Genomic DNA, 17,697 nt, shown 5'->3' with positions numbered 1-17,697 from the left:
CCGGCGAGCGCATCCTGTCTCTTGTGGAGTTATGGAGGCGATCTTGCCGGGGTTCGAGGAAGAGAGGCTGGGCTTCAAAGGAGCTGACGCGGTCGACGCCGACGCGCCCGTAAAGCGTCAAGGCGGCCCCGAGCTCTGGGCCAGGCTGGACGCCATCGAAGTCCTGGAGCCGCTGGAGTATCCGGAAAAGCCGGTGATCCGGGAGTTCGATTTCGGCTCATGATCCTGAGCCTCGACAGCAATGTCATGATCGACATCTGCAATGGCCGCGACGGCGTGCGCGAGCGTTTCGATGCGGCGGTCGACGACGGCGGTGTGATTGTCGCCAGTCCGGTGGCCAGCCACGAGCTGCTTTTCGGATGCCTGATCAGCAAGCGACCGCAGTATCACCTCGAGCGAGCGCAAGCCTTGCTGGCCGATCTGCAGGTGGTGGAGATGACGCACGAAGATGCGCTGGCCGCCGCACGGATCCGCCAGGATCTGCGCAGGCAGGGACGCTCGATCGAGGCCTATGACCTGTTGATCGCGGGCCAGGCGCTCAACCGAGGTTGGACCATGGTCAGCGCCAACCTGCACGAATATACGCGCGTCGAGAATTTGCGCGTGGTCGATTGGACAAGATGACCCTAGCCCGCGACCGCCTCTTCCTGCTGCGTCCCGACTGGATCGACCAGGAGCGGTCCTGGTTCTGCATGGCCTGCGCGGCGGTGGAGGGGTTCCTGGGCTATTATCCGGCCGTCCGGGACCAGCTCGACATCGCCTATCTGCCCTACGCGCGACCGCGCCATCCGGTGGTCGATCTGCTGGGCGAGGCCCACCAGAACCTGCCGACCCTGATCCTGGCCGCGCCGTTCGAGCACGCGGACCTGGGCGAGGGCGACCTCCAGCAGGCCGGCGGCCTGTGGTTCGCCACCAACGAGGGTCCGATCACCCGCTATCTCGCCGCCCGGTATGGAGTCTCGCCGCCGCATCCGTAGGTGGCGGCCTTGAACTTCGCGCGACTTGAGGCAGTCTCGCCTTGGGAGGCGCCGATGCCCAAGCCAGAGCCTGACGATCTCGTTTCCAGCGGCCGGCCGCGCCGATGGCCGCGCGAGCGCGCCCCGGAGATCGGCGTCCGGCCGTCCGACCCGCCGCCGGAGTCGCCGCGTCCCAAGCGGCCGGCCCTGCCGCGCCTGCCGTCCCTAAAGCGCGCCGGCGGCCCACGGCCCACGGCCTGGCACGCCGCCGTGGCCAGCGCCGGGATCCTGGCGGCCCTGGTCTATCACCTGCTAGCCCTGGCCAGCGCGGGCGAGGTCCTCGCGCCGTTCAACGGAACCCTGGCCCGGGCGGTCGAGGCCTGGGCCTGGCAGTCGCCGCTGATGGCGGGGGCGGGCCTCCTGCTGCGGCTATGGGCCCTGCGGACCGCGTCGCGCGACCCGATCCCGGCCATCTGGATCGCCGCCCTGGCCTGGGGGCTGGACCTGATCGGGTGGATCACGGTCGGCCTGAAGCGTCCCCACGACCTCGACGGCGCCCACGCCCTGATCTTCATGCTCAAGGCCGAGGGCTGGCTGCTGCTGGGCCTGTTCTGCCTGATCGCGCCGCGCGGAGCCCGAAAGCTGGGCGAGACGGATGCGCACTATAACCGTTGAAGGTTGACCTGACGGGACGGCGCCTTAAACCGCCTCGCGAAAACAGGCGCGCGCCCTTATATCCAGGGCACTGTTCAGCAAAGGCTCGGCATCCATGGCTCAATACGACGTCGTCATCATCGGGGGCGGCCCCGGCGGCTACAACGCGGCGACCCGCGCTGGCCAATTGGGTCTGAAGACCGCCATCGTCGAAGGGCGCGGCAAGCTGGGCGGCACCTGCCTGAACGTCGGCTGCATGCCGTCCAAGGCCCTGCTGCACGCCTCGGAAATGTACGAGGCCGCGTCGGGCGGCGAGTTCGCCAAGCTGGGCATCGAGGTGAAGCCCAAGCTGAACCTGGTCCAGATGATGGCCCAGAAGGCCGAGAGCGTCGAAGCCCTGACCAAGGGTGTCGAGTTCCTGATGAAGAAGAACAAGGTCGACTACATCAAGGGCTGGGGCCGCATCGACGAACCCGGCAAGGTGGTCGTGAAGGCCGAGGACGGTTCGGAAACCGTGCTCGAGACCAAGAACATCGTCATCGCCACGGGCTCCGAGCCCACCCCGCTGCCGGGCGTGACCATCGACAACAAGCGTATCGTCGACTCCACGGGCGCGCTCAGCCTGCCCGACGTGCCCAAGAGCCTGATCGTGGTCGGCGCCGGCGTCATCGGCCTGGAGCTGGGCTCGGTCTGGAAGCGCCTGGGCGCGGAAGTCACCGTGGTCGAGTTCCTGGACCGCATCCTGCCGGGCACCGACACCGAGGTGGCCACCGCCTTCCAGAAGATCCTCACCAAGCAGGGCTTCAAGTTCAAGCTGGCCTCCAAGGTGACCGGCGCCACGGCCACCGACAAGCAGGCCCAGCTGACGGTCGAGCCCGTGGCCGGCGGCGACGCCGAGACCCTGCAGGCCGACTACGTGCTGGTGGCCATCGGCCGTCGTCCCTACACCCAAGGCCTGGGCCTGGAGACGGTCGGCATCGTTCCGGACAAGCGCGGCATGATCGCCAACGACCACTACAAGACCGGCGTCGACGGGATCTGGGTGATCGGCGACGTCACCTCGGGTCCGATGCTGGCCCACAAGGCCGAGGACGAGGCCGTGGCCTGCATCGAGCTGATCGCGGGCAAGGCCGGCCACGTGAACTACGACATCATCCCGGGCGTGATCTACACCAAGCCGGAAGTCGCCACCGTGGGTAAGACGGAAGACGACCTGAAGGCCGCGGGCATCGCCTACAAGGTCGGCAAGTTCCCGTTCCTGGCCAACAGCCGCGCCAAGATCAACCACGAGACCGACGGCTTCGTGAAGGTGCTGGCCGACGCCAAGACCGACCGCATCCTGGGCGCCCACGCCGTGGGGCCCAATGTCGGCGACATGATCGCCGAGATCTGCGTGGCCATGGAGTTCGGCGGCTCGTCGGAAGACGTGGCCCGCACCTGCCACCCGCACCCCACCCGCTCGGAGGCCTTCCGCCAGGCCTCGATGGCGGTCGAGGGCTGGATGATGCAGGCCTAGGGGCAGGCTCGAATTATAGAGTTTGTGGTGGCGGGGTTTCGGAGACGGAACCCCGCCATTGCTTTGTGTGGTGGGGAGCGGGCGATCCGAGGTCCGGAAAGGCTGGTGAGCCAAGCTTCTATTTCCGCTGGCCGGAAAGCCGTTGTGCGCCATAAGCCGACCTTGGCTCGCCTGCAGGAAGAGGACGTTCGGCGCGGCGGGCACCGTGGATCAGGGCGACACGGTCGCCAAGTGATCCCCCACCGTTGCGATGAAGGCGCGAAGGCGCTGCAATCGCCTCAGGTCTCGATGATAGCCCATCCAGATTTCGCGGCTGGGCGGTTCCGAGGGCAGACCTAGGCGCCGAAGGCCCGGGGCCTGGTCACCCACGATCTGCGGAAGGACCGCGATCCCGACGCCCTGACGGCAAAGCCATGCCTGCACATTGCGATTGTTGGACGCCAGCACGGGGCGAGCGTTCGGAAAGCTTTCTCGCAACCAAGCGATATCGGGAAACTGTCCGGTCGAAGTGTCCATGGTGATGAGGCGAAAGCCGGTTCCGTCGCCGAAGGCGGGCTCGGGCAGATCCGCAGCCACGTAGGCGCCGTAGGTCAGGCGGATCAACCGCCGCTGAACGATGTCCGGCGCGTCGAAAGGAACGATCCGGAAGGCGATGTCAGCCTCCCGCTGCGCGAGACTGAACAGCCGCGTCCCCGTGAGGAGTTCTACATCGACGCGGGGGTAGGCCTTAACAAAGTCAGCGATGATCGGTGGCAGGACATAGGCGCCGAACCAGTCGGCCGAAGAAATCCGCAGACTGCCCTGAAGGTTCTGCTCGCCGCCGGCCAGGCGCCGCTCCATGGCCAAGGCGCCGTCTTCCATCTGTTCCGCCAGCGCGGTGATGGCCAGGCCCTCTTCGGTCGGCACTAGGCCGTCGGCGGTTCGCTGGAACAGCGTATGCCCCGTGGCCTGCTCCAGCGCGCGCAGCCGGCGACCCACGGTCGGATGGCTCAGGCCGAGCGCCCGCGCCGCGCCCCCGAGCGTGCCCGCCCGGGTGACCGCGAGGAAAATCCTGACGTCGCTCCACTCCATGTCGCCGCCGTACAATAATGAACATCGAGCGAACAATACTGTCTCTTACCGAACAATTCCAATCGCCTAAATTTCATCTGCGAATGCATCAGGAGGCGCAAATGGTGAAAACCTGGCTGATCACAGGCTGTTCGGCGGGACTGGGCAGGGAGCTCGCCAACGCAGTCGCTCGGCGAGGCGATCGTCTCATTGCAACCGCGCGGTCCACCCACTCTCTGCAGGCGCTCTGCGACCAGTATCCCGATACGGTCCGAGGCGCCCGGCTCGACGTCACCCGCCCGGGCGACGTCGCCCAGGCCGTCGCCCTGGCCGAAAGCGCGTTCGGCGGCCTGGACGTTTTGGTCAACAACGCAGGCTTTGGCTTCATCGGCGCGATCGAGGAAGCCGAGCCTCACGAATACAGGCCGCTGTTCGAAGCCAACCTGTTCGGCCTGATCGAAACGACCCGCGCGGCGCTGCCCGCACTGCGCAGCCGCCCGGGCGCTCGCATCGTCAACCTCTCGTCGGGAGCAGGCCTCTCCGGCTCCGCCGGCTTTGGCTACTACAACGCCACGAAGTTCGCCGTGGAGGGTCTGTCCGAAGCCCTCGCGGACGAACTGCGCCCCCTGGACGTCAGGGTCATCATCGCCGAGCCGGGTCCGTTCCGGACCGAGTTCCTCGGCCGATCGATGGCCGCCGCCGCGCACAGGATCGACGCCTATGCCGCCACGGCGCATGGGCGGCTGCGCTACCGCGAAACCAGTGATGGGCGGCAGGCCGGCGACCCGGCCAAGGCCGTCGCCGTCATGTTGCGCGCGGTCGATGCGGAAGACCCGCCGCTTCACCTCCCGATCGGTCCCGCCGCACACGGCGTCGTCGAGCGCAAGTTCGCGGCGTTCCGCGCCGATGTCGCCGCCTGGCGCGATCTCTCGATCGCCACCGATTTCGATCCTCAGGTCTGAAGGGTTCCTCCATGATCACCATGTTCGTCACCTACGCCGGCGACGCCGACACCCCCTTCCATCGCGAGCACTGGATCAATGTCCACATGCCGCTCGTGCGGGAATGCTGGGGTCCTTACGGCCTCGAGCGGGTCGGCGGCTTCTTCCCGGGCAATGATGGCGCGGGGCTGATCGCCGTGGCGGCCTGCGTCTTCCGCGACAAGGACGCCATGGACGCGGCGCTGGCTTCGCCTCGCACAGCCGAGGTGATGGCCGACGTCGATCTCGTCACCGCGGTCAAGCCGCAGCGCAGCCTGGCCCTGCCCCTCTAGGCGCGACGTCCCCGCCATCCATCGCCGAGATCGGGACTCATCGACCTCAGCGAAGTTGAGTCCTGAAAGTAAAGGCGTCCGTCAGCATGACCGGAACCCGACCAATCCCCCATGCCCCGGCAATGTCCCACGACACCGTCCCCCCGGATCCCCGCCGCTGGGCGATGTTCGTCATCCTGCTCGTGGGGGCTTTCCTGCCGCCGCTAGACTTCTTCATCGTCAACGTCGCGTTGCCGTCGATCCAAGGGGACCTGGGCGCGTCGTCCTCGGCCGAGCAGCTCGTCATTTCCGCCTATGCCGCGCTCTATGCCGTGACCCTGACCACGGGCGGACGGCTGGGTGACCTATACGGCCGCGGCCGCATGTTCTTCATCGGACTGATCGGATTTGCTGTCGCCTCGGTGATCTGTGGGTTCGCGGGTTCGCCGTGGACCCTGGTCGCGGGACGCGCGCTGCAGGGCGTGACAGCGGCGGTGATGGCGCCCCAGGCTCTGGCCTCTGTTCACGCGATCTTCCCCGAGCGGGAAAAGCCGCTGGCGCTCGGCGTCTACGGCGCTGTCTTCGGCCTTGCCTCGGTGATCGGCCAGGCCTTGGGCGGCGTCCTCATCTCGCTCGATCTGCTGGACATGGGCTGGCGGACGATCTTCCTGGTCAACCTGCCGGCGGCAGTGCTGGTCGTGGCTCTTGGCGTTCCCTTGCTGAAGGACACTGGGGCGCGTCAAGCGGCCAAACTGGACCTGGGCGGGGTGGCTCTCTCTATCGCCGCGCTCGGCGCCTTGATCCTGCCGCTTGTCGAAGGCCGCGAAGCTGGCTGGCCGCTGTGGTCCTGGCTATCGTTGGCGGCATCGCCAGTGCTGGCGCTGATCTTCTGGCGCCATGAAACCCGGCTTGCCCGCGGCGGCGGCTCGCCCCTGCTCGATCCGGATGCTCTTCGGGCGCCCGGGCTGGGCCGCGCGCTACTGATCGCGCTGCTGTTCTACGCGATCGGCACCTTCTTCCTGCTGTTCTCGGTGTATCTGCAGGGCGCGCTGCATGCGACCGCGCTGAGCGCGGGCCTGACCTTCCTGCCGTTCGGGGCAGGTTTCCTACTAGGACCGCTGACGACGCCTGCCCTCCGGCGCATCGTCGGCGGCTATCTCAATCCGATCGGCCTGGGGCTGGAGACGGTCGGCTTTCTGGGTCTGGCCTGGCTTATCGCGGCCGCGCCGATCGGCGGCCCGCCCACGCCTGTCCTGCTTGCTCTCATCCTGTTCGCCGTCGGGTTCGGCCAGGGACTAGGCTTGCCGTCGCTAATGCGGGTGGTGATCGAGCGCGTCACCCCGGCGCTTTCAGGGATGATCGCCGGCACGGTCACCTCCACGCTGCAGGTCGGCACCGCGCTCAGCGTCGCGATCATTGGCGGGGTTTTCTACACGGTGCTCGGACCGCGTCATGATCCCGCAGCCATAACCCAGGCCTTCGTCGTCGCGCTGCTCTGCATTGCAGCCTGTCTCGGCGTTGGCGCGGCGCTTGGGGTCACGCTTGCTCGACGTCCCGTCCGATCCGCACCGCCTGCAAGGGCTCATCGCTGACCCGCTCTCAGCGCCACCTTGGATAGTAGCTTGGTCATATTTGCAGGGCCGATGCCGAGGCCTCGTCAAAGGCGGTGAGGCGCCAGGAGCAAACCTAACCCCCAAACGAAAAGCCCCGCCGGGGGCAACCGGCGGGGCTCTACGCTAGGCTTACGAGGGGAGGAAACGCCCTCCTACTCAAGCGAGGGCGGTACGCTTACTTAAACCTAGAACTCTTCCCAGTCGTCCGAGGCGGGCTGGGCCGAGCCGGCGAAGGCGGCCAGCTTGGCCTGGGCGGCCTTGACCGGATTGGCGCCGGGGCGGTGGGCGGCGGTGGCCGGGGCCACGGCCGCGCGCGGGGCCGGGCGGGTCACCTGGGTGGGCGGAGCGATGTGGCGGCGGGTGGAGCCGCCACCGACGGCGGCCTGGGCGCCCGAGACCTGGAACCTTCCGATCATCTGCATCAGGCCGTTGGCCTCGCCCTTCAGGGCATGGCTGGCGGCGGTCGACTGCTCGACCATGGCGGCGTTCTGCTGGACGGTCTGGTCCATCTGGTTGACGGCGGCGTTGACCTCGTTGAGGCCGGTAGCCTGCTCGGCGCCCGAGGCGGCGATCTCGCTGACCAGGCCGTCGATCTCGCTGACCTTGCCGACGATGGCCTGCAGGGCCTCGCCCGTCTGGCCGACCATCGACACGCCCTGGCTGACCTGTTGGGTCGAGGACGAGATCAGGGTCTTGATCTCCTTGGCCGCGTCGGCGGAACGCTGGGCCAGAGCCCGGACTTCCTGGGCGACGACGGCGAAGCCGCGACCCGCGTCACCCGCACGGGCGGCTTCGACGCCGGCGTTCAGGGCCAGGAGGTTGGTCTGGAAGGCGATCTCGTCGATGACGCCGATGATCTGGCTGATCTCCTGCGACGACTTCTCGATCTGGTTCATGGCGTCGACGGCGCCGCGGACGACCACGGCCGAGCGCTCGGCGTCGGCGCGGGTGGAGGTGACGACGCGCGAGGCTTCCACCGCGCCGGCCGAAGAACGCTTCACCGTGGCGGTGATCTCGTCCAGGGCGGCGGCGGTCTCTTCCAGGCTGGCGGCCTGCTGCTCGCTGCGGCGCGACAGGTCGTCGGCGGCCGAGGCGATTTCGTCCGAACCCGAACCGATGCTGTTGGCGGCGTGGACGATGGTGCGCATCGCCTCTTCCATCTGGGTGATGGCGCCGTTGAAGTCGCTGCGCAGACGCTCGTAGGCGTCGGGGAACTGGATGTCGACGCGATAGGTCAGGTCGCCGTCGGCCAGGCGGTTCAGGCCCGTGGCGACGTGTTCCATGACGAAGGCCTGCTCGCGGGCGGCCGCGTCGGCGGCTTCCTGGTTGCGGCGGCGCTCGGCCTCGGTCTCGGCGCTGGCGCGCTGCTGGGCGGCTTCGGCGGTGCGCAGGGCCAGGGCGTTGTCCTTGAACACCTGGACCGAGCGGGCCATGAAGCCGACCTCGTCCTTGCGCTGGGCGCCGACGACGTCGACGTCCACCGAGCCCTGGGCCAGGACTTCCATGGTCTTGGACAGGTTGTTGAGCGGGGCCGAGATCTTCGAGCGGCCGATCCACAGGGCGAAGACCAGGGCGGCGGCCGAGGCGATCAGGCCGAAGGCGATCGACATCATGGTGCCGGTGGCGGCCTGCTTGGCGGCCTTCTGCACCATGGCGCCGGTCTCGTCGCTATGGGTGTTGGTGTAGGTCGAGACGTCCTTGGTCAGGGCGGCGATGTCCGGATCGATCACGCCCATGACCATCTTGGCCGCGTCGTTGGCGTTCTGCAGGCCCAGGTCGGCGCCTTGGCGGGCGCTGGAATAGACGCGGTCCAGACGGGTCTGGAAGTCGGCGACCTTCTTGGCGGCGGCGGGGTCGGCGGCCTTGACCTTGGCCAGGGCGATCTTGGCTTCCTTGTAGGCGCTGTCGATCTCGTCGCTGGCGGTCTTGGCTTCCGCCGAGGCCGAGTCGTTGGCGATCGTGCGGTAGGCCGCGTAGCCGATCGAGGCGACCCGGCGGTTGAAGCGCGAGGCTTCCAGTTCGGCGGGGGCGCGCTGCTCGACGAGCACCTTGGTCGCGGCTTCCGAAACCCGGGACTGCCAAGCCCCGACGCCCGTGATCGCCAGGGCGACGACGGTCAGGATGATGGCCGGGAGGGCCACCTTGGTGGAGATCTTCAGATCGTCGAATTTCATCGCAAACCCCATGTCCGGTCGCGCCCAAGAAATGAGATCGGGCTCCGGTCTTGAACCCAGAAGCCGCGAACGCCGTAAAAACGCGGTTAATGGCAAGGCTTTAGATCGTTATGAGCGACCGAATGTCACATCCCATCGCTGGGGCGTTGACAGGCTTCGCTATCGAGGGTTGGTGACGTCATCGACTCTTCAACCTGGTGGTGTAGTCTCCAGCATGCGTGAAAAGCGGCCGGAAGGGCCGTCCGCGAGGGGGAGAGCGCCATGAGCCAGCCAAGCCGGCCCAACATCCTGCTGATCACCTGCGACCAGTACCGGTTCCCACGGTTTTCCTACGGACCGGAGGCCGGTTTCCATGAGCCGCTGAAGCGGATCCTGGGTTTCCAGCGCGAGATCGAGGACTGCAATCCCTACGCCCAATACTTCCCGGGCCTGCTGGCCCTGCGCCAGAACGCGGCCCTGCTGCGCAACCACACCATCGCCGCCAGCGCCTGCACCCCCAGCCGGGCGGTGATCTATACGGGCCAGTACGGGACCAGGACCGGCGTCACCCAGACCGACGGCCTGTTCAAGAGCGGCGATTCCTGGAACTTCCCGTGGCTGGCGGCCGACGGGATCCCCACCCTGGGGACCTGGATGCGCGAGGCCGGCTACACCACCCACTATTTCGGCAAGTGGCACGTCAGCAATCCGCCCGAGCATTCGCTGGAGCGCTACGGCTTCGACGACTGGGAGGAGTCGTATCCCGAGCCGCACGGGGCGGCGATCAACAATCTGGGCGTCTATCGCGACGCCGGCTTCACCGACCAGGCCTGCACCTTCCTGCGCCGCAAGGCCCTGGCCGTGGACTACGACCGCGCCCAGGCCATCGAGCAGGCCCAGGACCCCTACGCCTCGGGGCCGGACGTCGACGACATCCCGCCGTGGTTCGCGGTGGCCTCGTTCACCAACCCCCACGACATCGCCACCTATCCGGCGGTGATCGCCCAGGCCCTGCCGACGCCGGACAATTCGGGCGCCCAGTCGATCTTCGGCCCGCTGACCACGCCGACCGTCGGCCAGAAGACCCCGCCGCCCAAGCCCGGCACGATCAACATCGCGCTCAACCCCCTGGGCTTCCCCCAGGACTGCGCCTTTCCCTCGCCCACCCAGAACGAGTCCCTGGCCGACAAGCCCAGTTGCCAGCACGACTACGCCTACAAGGTGGGGCTGGCCCTGAACGCCAAGACCGGCTTCAACATCGTCAACACCGCCCAGGGCAAGGTCGAGGAGAAGTTCCCGCACCTGCCCGATCCCCGACCCGCCGAACGGGACGAGCGGTCGATCGAGATCGCCGTCCAGCAGGCCCTGAAGGGCGTCCTGCCGTTCCAGCTGAGCGCCGAGCCCGAGCGCTACGCCCTGGAGTTCCTGCAGCTTTACGGCTGGCTGCACTCGGTGGTCGACACCCACGTGGCGCGGGTGCTGGCGACGCTGGAAGAGACGGGCCTGGCCGACAACACCATCGTGGTCTTCCTGGCCGACCACGGCGAATACGCCGCCGCTCACGGCATGATGATCGAGAAGTGGCACACGGCCTATCAGGAGGCCCTGCACGTGCCGGTGATCGTGCGCTTCCCGCCTTCGACGGGTGTCGTGGAAGACGAGCCGGGCACGGGCGAGGGGCCGCTGGGCTACACGCCGCGCCAGATCGACGCCGTGACCAGCCACATCGACATCCTGCCCACCATACTGGGCCTGGCGGGGGTGACGGCGGACCAGCGCGAGGCCATCGCCAGGAGCCTGGGCGCCCATCGCCCCGTGCCGCCCCTGCCGGGCGTGGACCTGTCGGGCCTGCTGAAGGGCGAGACGAACACGGTGGTCGAGCCCGACGGCCGCGAGCGCCAGGGCGTGCTGTTCATCACCGACGACGAGATCACCGCCCCCTCGGCCTCGAACGACGACCCGGCCAACCTCAAGTGCGACAGGGAGTTCGAGGTCTACCGGCGCGTGGTCGACCAGGTGAACGCCGACCATCCCCAGGTGAACCTGGCGCCCGGCTCGGTGCGCCAGCCCAACCACGTGCGCTGCGTGCGCACCGGCCGCCACAAGCTGAGCCGCTATTTCGACCCCTCGGGCGGCGTGGCCGACGAGTGGGAGATGTACGACCTGGAGCTCGATCCCAACGAGGCGGTGAACCTGGTCGAGGTGGCCTCGCCGCTGCGGGCGCGGGAAGGACTGCCGGCGCCGTTCGTGAAGGCCAAGGTGCAGGAAGAGGCGGATCGGCTGGCGCAACTGCTGGCCGAGCTGGAAGCGCGGGACCTCTAGCGGCCGGGGACATGCACTTGTGCGTGTCCCCAAGACCTGGCTGGGCCTTTGTCGGAGAGCCGGCGCCTGAGGCTGGGGACACGCACGAGTGCATGTCCCCGGTCGGGTCACGCCCTCGGATGCGCCTTGCCGTAGGCGGCCAGCAGGCCCGCCGCATCCACCTGGGTGTAGCGCTGGGTCGTCGACAGCGAGGCGTGGCCCAGAAGGTCCTGGATCGAGCGCAGGTCGGCGCCGGCGCCCAGCAGGTGGGTGGCGAAGGAGTGACGCAGGGCGTGGGGCGTGGCGCGGTCCGACAGGCCCAGGCGGCTGCGCAGGTTCTGCATCGTCGCCTGGACGTGGCGCGGCGACAGCGGCCCGCCGCGCCTGGCCCGGAACAGCGCTTCGCCCGGCCCCAGCGCGAAAGGCAGGGCGGCCAGATAGGCGTCGATCCGCTGGCGGACGATGTCCAGCACCGGCACGATCCGGGTCTTGCCGCCCTTGCCGGTGATCCGCAGGCTCTCGCCCAGCGGCGCGTCGCGCAAGGTCAGGGACAGGCCCTCGGAGATCCGCAGGCCGCAGCCCCACAAAAGGGTCAGCACCGCTTCGTCGCGGGCGACTTCCCAGTCCTCGCGGTCCGGGTCCAGCGACAGCTCGGCGATCAGGCCGTGGGCCTGGTCCTCGGAGACCGGACGCGGCGCCCCCACCTTGATGCGCGGCCCGCGCACCAGGCCGACGGCGGCGTTGGGGGTGTCCAGGCGATGGTCGAGGAAGCGATGAAAGGCGCGGATCGACGACAGGCTCTGCGACAGCGAGCGGGGGGAGAGGCCCTCATCGCCGTCCCGGCGAAAGGCCAGATAGGCGCGCAGCTCGGCGGCGGAGACGCCGCCCATGTCGGCCACCGACAGGGCCTCGCCGCGATGGCGCTCCAGGAAGTTCAGATAGGCCAGGACGTTGTCGCCATAGGCCCGCACCGTGCGCGGCGAGGCCCGGCGCTCGTGGGCCAGATGGTCCAGCCAGGCGGAGAGGGCGGCGCGGGCGGCGGTGCTCATCTCCTCACCCTCGCCAAAAGCCTGTCATCCCGGACAAGGCCCGCAGGGCCGCAGATCCGGGACCGATTTGGAACGCGGCGCTCAGGCGTCGGTCCCGGGTCTTCGCTACGCTTCGCCCGGGATGACAGCCATGGCTCACAGCACCGGCCAGCGCTCGGCCGTGCGTTCGACGACGCGGGCCAGGAAGGCGACCAGTTCGCTGCCCATGTCGGCGGTGAAGCCCTCCGGGTCGGACGAGCCGAACACCAGCAGGCCCTCGCGCGCCGGCTCCCACAGGCTCATGCGGACGATGGCCATGCTCTTGATCTCGTCCAGGCGGTCGCCGAACAGGCCGAGCGCCGGCGCGTGGAAGCCCATGCGGGCCACGCCGTGGTCGCCCATGATCATCTCGATCTGGCCGGCGATCAGGGCGTGCCAGCCGGCGGGCACGCGGCCGGGGCCTTCCAGCACCACCACCCCGGCGGCGAGGCCGAAGCGCAAGGACGCCATCTCGTCGACGCGGCGGGCCAGGTCGGAATGGTTGCGGGCGTCCAGCAGGTCGATGACGGCGGCGTGGCTCTGGGCCTGGGCCGAGAAATTGGCGCGGGCGGTGGCCTCGATCTGGCGGCGCACCAGGGCCTCGCGCTCGTGGGCGGCCGAGATGCGGGCCAGGGCCGCCGGGCCGAAGTCGACCACGTTGCTGGCGTCCGGCCGCAGGCCCAGGTCGCTGAGCAGGTCGGGATCGCTGTGCAGGAAGTCGGGCTCGGACCGCAGGAAGTCGCGGACGGCGTCGGCGTCGACCGGATAGGGCAGCATCGCCTGGGTCGCGTCGGTCATGGTCTGACTACTCCATCCACACTTCGTCCCCGTATTGAGTCACAGCCGGGGACAACCCCGATGAAGCCCCAAGTCGGTTAACAGCCGCTTGATGGGGCGAGGGCGGATGGTCTTGGCCTGGGGATGTTTCCTCCCACCGCCGTCATCCCGGGCCTTGTGCCCGGGACCCCTGGTTCAGCTTTCACGTGACGAGCATTGGCGCGCCGGCGCGCCACACCTTCGCGCCTGCGGTGGACAGAGGGGTCCCGGGCACAAGGCCCGGGATGACGGGTGAAGGGGAAGCTGGGAATTGGGCCCGCCAAACCCCATCTCGACCTGACGTCAATTCCCAGGCAGAACCGACTGCTCCCCCGTTTCAGGTCCCATGCCCCGCATCGCCTCCGTCCTGCTGCCCATGCCCTTGCCCGAGGCGTTCGACTACGCCGAGCCGGAGGACATGGGCCTTAGCGTCGGCGACCATGTGGCCGTGCCCCTGGGGCCGCGCGTGATTCGCGGGGTGGTCACGGCCCTGCGCGACGGGACCGGCGGCAATCGGCCGCTCAAGCCCGTGCTGGAGCGGGTGGACGATCCGCCCCTGCCGCCGGGCGTGCTGAGCTTCATCGAGTGGGCGGCGCGCTATTCGGTCGACATTCCCGGCTGGCCCCTGGCCATGGCCCTGCGCGGCCTGCGCCATCCGCCCGCCAAGCCCGACAAGGCCCTGGTCCTGACCGGAACCCAGCCGGCCCGTATGACCCCCGCGCGTCTGAAGGTGCTGGCCGCCGCCGAGCAAGGTCCCATGGCGTCTGGGGCCCTGGCCACGGCGGCCGGCGTCTCGGCCGGCGTGGTGAAGGGGCTCGTGGACGAGGGCGCTCTGGCCATCACCTGGATCGAGCCCGACAACAGCTTCCCCCAGCCCGACCTCTCCCTGCCGCCCCAGACCCTCAATCCCAGCCAGCAGGCCTCGGCCGATGTGCTGGGCGAGATGCTGGACGCCGGCGGCTTCCAGGCGGCCCTGCTGGACGGGGTGACCGGCTCGGGCAAGACCGAGGTCTATCTGGAGGCCGTGGCCGCCGCCCTGGCCGCCGATCCCGACAGCCAGGTGCTGATCCTGCTGCCCGAGATCGCCCTGACCCAGGCGGTGATGCACCGCTTCGAGCGGCGTTTCGGCGCCGCGCCCGTCGAGTGGCATTCGGGCGTCTCGCCGCCCAAGCGCCGGCGGGCCTGGGAGGGCGTGGCCACCGGCGCGGCGCGGATCGTGGTCGGCGCCCGTTCGGCCCTGTTCCTGCCGTTCCGCAAGCTGCGGCTGATCGTGGTCGACGAGGAGCACGACGGCAGCTTCAAGCAGGAGGAGGGCTTCATCTACCAGGCCCGCGACCTGGCCGTGGCGCGCGCCAAGATCGAGGGGGCGCTGGTGGTGCTGGCTTCGGCCACCCCGTCGCTGGAGAGCCTGTGGAACGCCCAGCAGGGCCGCTATCGCTGGCTGCGGCTCTCGGCCCGCCACGGCGCCGCGCAACTGCCCGACATCGGCCTGATCGACATGCGCGAGACCCCGCCGGAGCCCGGCCGCTGGCTGTCGCCGCCGCTGGTCAAGGCGGTGTCGGTGGCCCTGTCGCGCGGCGAGCAGAGCCTGTTGTTCCTCAATCGCCGGGGCTATGCGCCGCTCGTCCTCTGCCGGGCCTGCGGCGAGAAGATGAAGTCGCCCGATACCGACAGCTGGCTGGTCGAGCACCGCTATACCGGGCGCCTGGTCTGCCACCTGACCGGCTTTTCGATGAAGAAGCCCGAGGCCTGCCCGCACTGCGGGGCCAAGGACAGCCTGGTGTCGATCGGCCCGGGCGTGGAGCGGGTGGAGGAGGAGGCCCGCCACCTCTTCCCCGACGCGCGGATCGCGGTGTTCTCGTCCGACACGGTGTTCGACGCCGAGGCCGCCCGGGCCCTGGTCGACACCATGGCGGCCGGCGAGATCGACATCCTGGTGGCCACCCAGGCCGCCGCCAAGGGCCACAACTTCCCCAACCTCACCCTGGTGGGCGTGGTCGACGCCGACCTTTCCCTGCGCGGCGGCGACCTGCGGGCCGGCGAGCGGACGTTCCAGCTGCTGGCCCAGGCGGCGGGCCGGGCAGGGCGTCACGAGAAGCCGGGGCGGGCGCTGCTCCAGACGTACTCTCCCGAGCACGGCGTGCTCCAGGCCCTGAAGGCCCAGGACCGCGACGCCTTCGTCGAGGCCGAGATGGCCATGCGCCAGGAAGCCGGCCTGCCGCCGTTCGGACGCCTAGCCGCGGTGATCGCCACGGGGCCAGACCCGGTGGCCCTGGAGGACTACTGCAACGCCCTGGCGGCCGCCACGCCCAACGCCGACGGCGTCGAGGTCTTCGGCCCCGCCGACGCACCGTTGGCGCTGGTGCGGGGGCGGCGGCGGAAGCGGTTCCTGGTGCGGGCCGAGCGCTCGGTGGACCTGCAAGGCTTCCTGGCCGCTTGGCGCGCCCGGGCTAAGGTCCCCAACTCGGTGCGCGTGGTGTTCGACGTGGACCCGTACAGCTTTCTTTGACGGACGCTGCCGGGGACATGCACTTGTGCGTGTCCCCAACCGCGAGCGCCGATAGCCGGTCAATTCCGCGCCTGTGTTTGGGGACACGCACAAGTGCATGTCCCCGGCCGTGGCTTAAGCCGGCTCCTTCTCCAGCGTCTGCTCCACCGGCATCCGCCCCCGCAGGGGGATCTCCGGCAGCCACAGGGTCACCGCCAGGCCCAGGGCCACCACCAGCACCCCGCCCAGGAACACGCCGGTCAGGGCGTGGGTCAGGGCTTGCGCCAAGGCCGGGTCGATGGAGCGCGCGGCCCCCTGGGCGGTGGCCTTCAGGGCCATGCCCTGCAGGGCGCCCAGGTCGAGCCCCAGGCCCTCGTGGGCCAGGCGGTGGGTCAGGAGGGCGCCGAAGACGGCCACGCCGATGGTCGAGCCGATCTGGCGGAAGAACTGGTTGGAACTGGTGGCAACGCCGATGTCGTGCGGCTCGACCGCGCTCTGGATGGCGATGTTGAAGAGGCTCTGGCTGGGGCCAAGGCCCAGGCCCACGACCGCCATGCGCCAGCAGAGGTCGGCGAGGCCCGTGTGGGCGCTGACCCGGCTCAGCAGCCAGAAGCCGAGCATCAGCAGCAGGGCGCCGGCGATCAGCAGGGGCTTGTAGCGGCCGGTCTTGGTCACGGCCCGGCCGGCCAGGGTGGAGCTGACGATCAGCCCGCCCATCATCGGCAGGATGGCGAGGCCACTGGTCGTGGCGTCCACCCCGATGCCCAGCTGCATGTAGAGCGGCAGGAAGGTAACTACCCCTAGGAACGCCATCGACAGCAGGAAGCCCGCGCCGTTGGCCCCGGCGAACACCTTGTTGGCGAACAGGCGCAGCGGCAGGATCGGGTTGCTGACCCGGCTCTCGACGAACAGGAAGGCGGCCAGGGCCACGGCGGCGAAGGCGAACAGGCCGATGCTCTGGGGCGAGCTCCAGGCGAAGTCGTGACCGCCCAGGCTCAGCGCCAAGAGCAGCGGCACGAAGGCGGCCACCAGCAGGATCGCGCCCGGATAGTCGACCGCGCCCGAGCGCCGGTGCTCCAGCGGCGGCATCTTCACCAGCACCATGAACAGTGACAGCAGGGAAAGCGGCAGGTTGACGTAGAACACCCAGCGCCAGCCGGCGATCACGTGGTCGCCCAGCCGCACCGTGCCGTGGTCGGTGAAATAGCCGCCGATCAGCGGACCCAAAATGCTCGCCAGGCCGAAGACCGAGCCGAACAGCCCGGCGAACTTGGCCCGCTCGCGCGGCGGATAGAGGTCGGCGATGATGGCGAAGGCGGTGGTGAACAGCGCCCCGCCGCCGACGCCCTGCAGGGCGCGGAACACGATCAGCTGGACCATGCCGTTCATGCCCAGCACGTCGCCGAACTCGCCCGACAGCCCCGCCAGCCACGAGCCGGCCAGGAAAACGCCGATGCCGGCCAGCAGGATGGGCTTTCGGCCGTAGATGTCGCCCAGCTTGCCCCAGATCGGCACCATCACCGTCGAGGTCAGCAGATAGGCGGTGGTCACCCAGGCATAGAGGGTCAGGCCGTTCAGCTCGGCGATGATGCGCGGCATGGCCGTGGAGACCACGGTCTGGTCCAGGGCGCTGAGCAGGAAGACGATCATCAGCGCCGCCAGGGTCAGCCGGCGCTCGGTCTCGGTGAAGGTCTGGGTGGTCATGGGACCTTGCGTCGGCGGAAGCGGGGCGGATCACATAACACGTGACCCGGCCGCGTCGCTCCCGCGTCGGCGTTATTCGCGCGGCGCCACGAATTGGGGACAGGCGCATGCGCCTGTCCCCGGTCGC

15 protein-coding genes are annotated in these 17,697 nt (G+C 69.1%); 10 read left to right on the top strand and 5 right to left on the bottom strand.

Annotation, left to right across the window (positions count from 1 at the left end):
- Window positions 1-43 precede the first annotated feature (43 nt).
- The 5 genes from AC07OA_RS19950 to lpdA all read left to right on the top strand — a co-directional run bounded on the left by AC07OA_RS19950 (window position 44) and on the right by lpdA (window position 3,126).
- Window positions 44-223, top strand: a complete 180-nt coding sequence (locus AC07OA_RS19950) for a hypothetical protein (RefSeq protein WP_494665560.1) — start codon at window positions 44-46, stop codon at window positions 221-223.
- Window positions 220-624: a PIN domain-containing protein gene (locus tag AC07OA_RS19945; RefSeq protein ID WP_494665559.1), complete on the top strand. Its 405-nt coding sequence runs from the start codon at window positions 220-222 to the stop codon at window positions 622-624. Before AC07OA_RS19950 ends, AC07OA_RS19945 begins: the two co-directional genes overlap by 4 nt.
- Window positions 621-977 carry a DUF3088 family protein gene (locus AC07OA_RS19940; protein ID WP_494665558.1) on the top strand — a complete coding sequence of 119 codons (357 nt, stop codon included), beginning with the start codon at window positions 621-623 and terminating at the stop codon, window positions 975-977. Before AC07OA_RS19945 ends, AC07OA_RS19940 begins: the two co-directional genes overlap by 4 nt.
- Window positions 978-1,031: 54 nt before the next feature.
- Window positions 1,032-1,631, top strand: a complete 600-nt coding sequence (locus tag AC07OA_RS19935; protein ID WP_494665557.1) for a hypothetical protein — start codon at window positions 1,032-1,034, stop codon at window positions 1,629-1,631.
- Window positions 1,632-1,725: 94 nt separating this feature from the next.
- On the top strand, window positions 1,726-3,126 hold the full coding sequence (lpdA, locus tag AC07OA_RS19930) for a dihydrolipoyl dehydrogenase (protein ID WP_494665556.1): 1,401 nt from the start codon (window positions 1,726-1,728) through the stop codon (window positions 3,124-3,126).
- Window positions 3,127-3,336: 210 nt separating this feature from the next.
- On the opposite strand, the gene AC07OA_RS19925 is transcribed toward lpdA, so the two are convergent.
- Entirely contained in the window at window positions 3,337-4,197 is an 861-nt protein-coding gene (locus AC07OA_RS19925) for a LysR family transcriptional regulator (protein WP_494665555.1), read from the bottom strand.
- A gap of 101 nt (window positions 4,198-4,298) precedes the next feature.
- Here AC07OA_RS19925 and AC07OA_RS19920 point away from each other — a divergent pair, with 101 nt between their 5' ends.
- The 3 genes from AC07OA_RS19920 to AC07OA_RS19910 all read left to right on the top strand — a co-directional run bounded on the left by AC07OA_RS19920 (window position 4,299) and on the right by AC07OA_RS19910 (window position 7,020).
- Complete coding sequence (locus AC07OA_RS19920) at window positions 4,299-5,138, top strand: oxidoreductase (RefSeq protein WP_494665554.1); 840 nt, start codon at window positions 4,299-4,301, stop codon at window positions 5,136-5,138.
- An 11-nt stretch (window positions 5,139-5,149) separates the two neighbouring features.
- Window positions 5,150-5,449 carry an EthD family reductase gene (locus tag AC07OA_RS19915; protein ID WP_494665553.1) on the top strand — a complete coding sequence of 100 codons (300 nt, stop codon included), beginning with the start codon at window positions 5,150-5,152 and terminating at the stop codon, window positions 5,447-5,449.
- 164 nt (window positions 5,450-5,613) lie between these two features.
- On the top strand, window positions 5,614-7,020 hold the full coding sequence (locus AC07OA_RS19910; RefSeq protein ID WP_494665552.1) for an MFS transporter: 1,407 nt from the start codon (window positions 5,614-5,616) through the stop codon (window positions 7,018-7,020).
- 206 nt (window positions 7,021-7,226) lie between these two features.
- Here AC07OA_RS19910 and AC07OA_RS19905 read toward each other — a convergent pair whose 3' ends face one another.
- Window positions 7,227-9,215, bottom strand: coding sequence for a methyl-accepting chemotaxis protein (locus AC07OA_RS19905; protein WP_494665551.1), 1,989 nt, complete (start codon window positions 9,213-9,215; stop codon window positions 7,227-7,229).
- A 261-nt stretch (window positions 9,216-9,476) separates the two neighbouring features.
- Here AC07OA_RS19905 and AC07OA_RS19900 point away from each other — a divergent pair, with 261 nt between their 5' ends.
- Window positions 9,477-11,516, top strand: a complete 2,040-nt coding sequence (locus AC07OA_RS19900) for a sulfatase-like hydrolase/transferase (protein WP_494665550.1) — start codon at window positions 9,477-9,479, stop codon at window positions 11,514-11,516.
- A gap of 107 nt (window positions 11,517-11,623) precedes the next feature.
- On the opposite strand, the gene AC07OA_RS19895 is transcribed toward AC07OA_RS19900, so the two are convergent.
- Window positions 11,624-12,544 (bottom strand): tyrosine recombinase XerC, encoded by a 921-nt coding sequence (locus AC07OA_RS19895; RefSeq protein ID WP_494665549.1) that lies wholly within the window; start codon window positions 12,542-12,544, stop codon window positions 11,624-11,626.
- A gap of 135 nt (window positions 12,545-12,679) precedes the next feature.
- Window positions 12,680-13,360 (bottom strand): DUF484 family protein, encoded by a 681-nt coding sequence (locus AC07OA_RS19890; RefSeq protein ID WP_494665548.1) that lies wholly within the window; start codon window positions 13,358-13,360, stop codon window positions 12,680-12,682.
- 364 nt (window positions 13,361-13,724) lie between these two features.
- Between AC07OA_RS19890 and AC07OA_RS19885 the strand changes: the two genes are divergently transcribed.
- The gene (locus tag AC07OA_RS19885) at window positions 13,725-15,887 is read left to right on the top strand and encodes a primosomal protein N' (protein ID WP_494665547.1); all 2,163 of its coding nucleotides are present in this window, start codon (window positions 13,725-13,727) and stop codon (window positions 15,885-15,887) included.
- A 114-nt stretch (window positions 15,888-16,001) separates the two neighbouring features.
- Here AC07OA_RS19885 and AC07OA_RS19880 read toward each other — a convergent pair whose 3' ends face one another.
- A complete protein-coding gene (locus AC07OA_RS19880; RefSeq protein WP_494665546.1) occupies window positions 16,002-17,570 on the bottom strand; it encodes an MDR family MFS transporter in 1,569 nt (522 codons plus the stop codon).
- Window positions 17,571-17,697: the final 127 nt, after the last annotated feature.

Source organism: Caulobacter sp. GW821-FHT09B08, from assembly GCF_059418225.1.
The sequence above is the reverse complement of the archived record's forward strand: the minus strand, read 5'-3'. Positions and strand labels throughout refer to the sequence as shown.

Bases quoted from the DNA above. Each gene is read 5' to 3' on its own strand.
- AC07OA_RS19945 (WP_494665559.1), top strand. From the start codon at position 220: ATGATCCTGAGCCTCGACAGCAATGTCATGATCGACATCTGCAATGGC.
- AC07OA_RS19940 (WP_494665558.1), top strand. From the start codon at position 621: ATGACCCTAGCCCGCGACCGCCTCTTCCTGCTGCGTCCCGACTGGATC.
- AC07OA_RS19935 (WP_494665557.1), top strand. From the start codon at position 1,032: ATGCCCAAGCCAGAGCCTGACGATCTCGTTTCCAGCGGCCGGCCGCGC.
- lpdA (WP_494665556.1), top strand. From the start codon at position 1,726: ATGGCTCAATACGACGTCGTCATCATCGGGGGCGGCCCCGGCGGCTAC.
- AC07OA_RS19925 (WP_494665555.1), bottom strand. From the start codon at position 4,197: ATGGAGTGGAGCGACGTCAGGATTTTCCTCGCGGTCACCCGGGCGGGC.
- AC07OA_RS19920 (WP_494665554.1), top strand. From the start codon at position 4,299: ATGGTGAAAACCTGGCTGATCACAGGCTGTTCGGCGGGACTGGGCAGG.
- AC07OA_RS19915 (WP_494665553.1), top strand. From the start codon at position 5,150: ATGATCACCATGTTCGTCACCTACGCCGGCGACGCCGACACCCCCTTC.
- AC07OA_RS19910 (WP_494665552.1), top strand. From the start codon at position 5,614: ATGTTCGTCATCCTGCTCGTGGGGGCTTTCCTGCCGCCGCTAGACTTC.
- AC07OA_RS19905 (WP_494665551.1), bottom strand. From the start codon at position 9,215: ATGAAATTCGACGATCTGAAGATCTCCACCAAGGTGGCCCTCCCGGCC.
- AC07OA_RS19900 (WP_494665550.1), top strand. From the start codon at position 9,477: ATGAGCCAGCCAAGCCGGCCCAACATCCTGCTGATCACCTGCGACCAG.
- AC07OA_RS19895 (WP_494665549.1), bottom strand. From the start codon at position 12,544: ATGAGCACCGCCGCCCGCGCCGCCCTCTCCGCCTGGCTGGACCATCTG.
- AC07OA_RS19890 (WP_494665548.1), bottom strand. From the start codon at position 13,360: ATGACCGACGCGACCCAGGCGATGCTGCCCTATCCGGTCGACGCCGAC.
- AC07OA_RS19885 (WP_494665547.1), top strand. From the start codon at position 13,725: ATGCCCCGCATCGCCTCCGTCCTGCTGCCCATGCCCTTGCCCGAGGCG.
- AC07OA_RS19880 (WP_494665546.1), bottom strand. From the start codon at position 17,570: ATGACCACCCAGACCTTCACCGAGACCGAGCGCCGGCTGACCCTGGCG.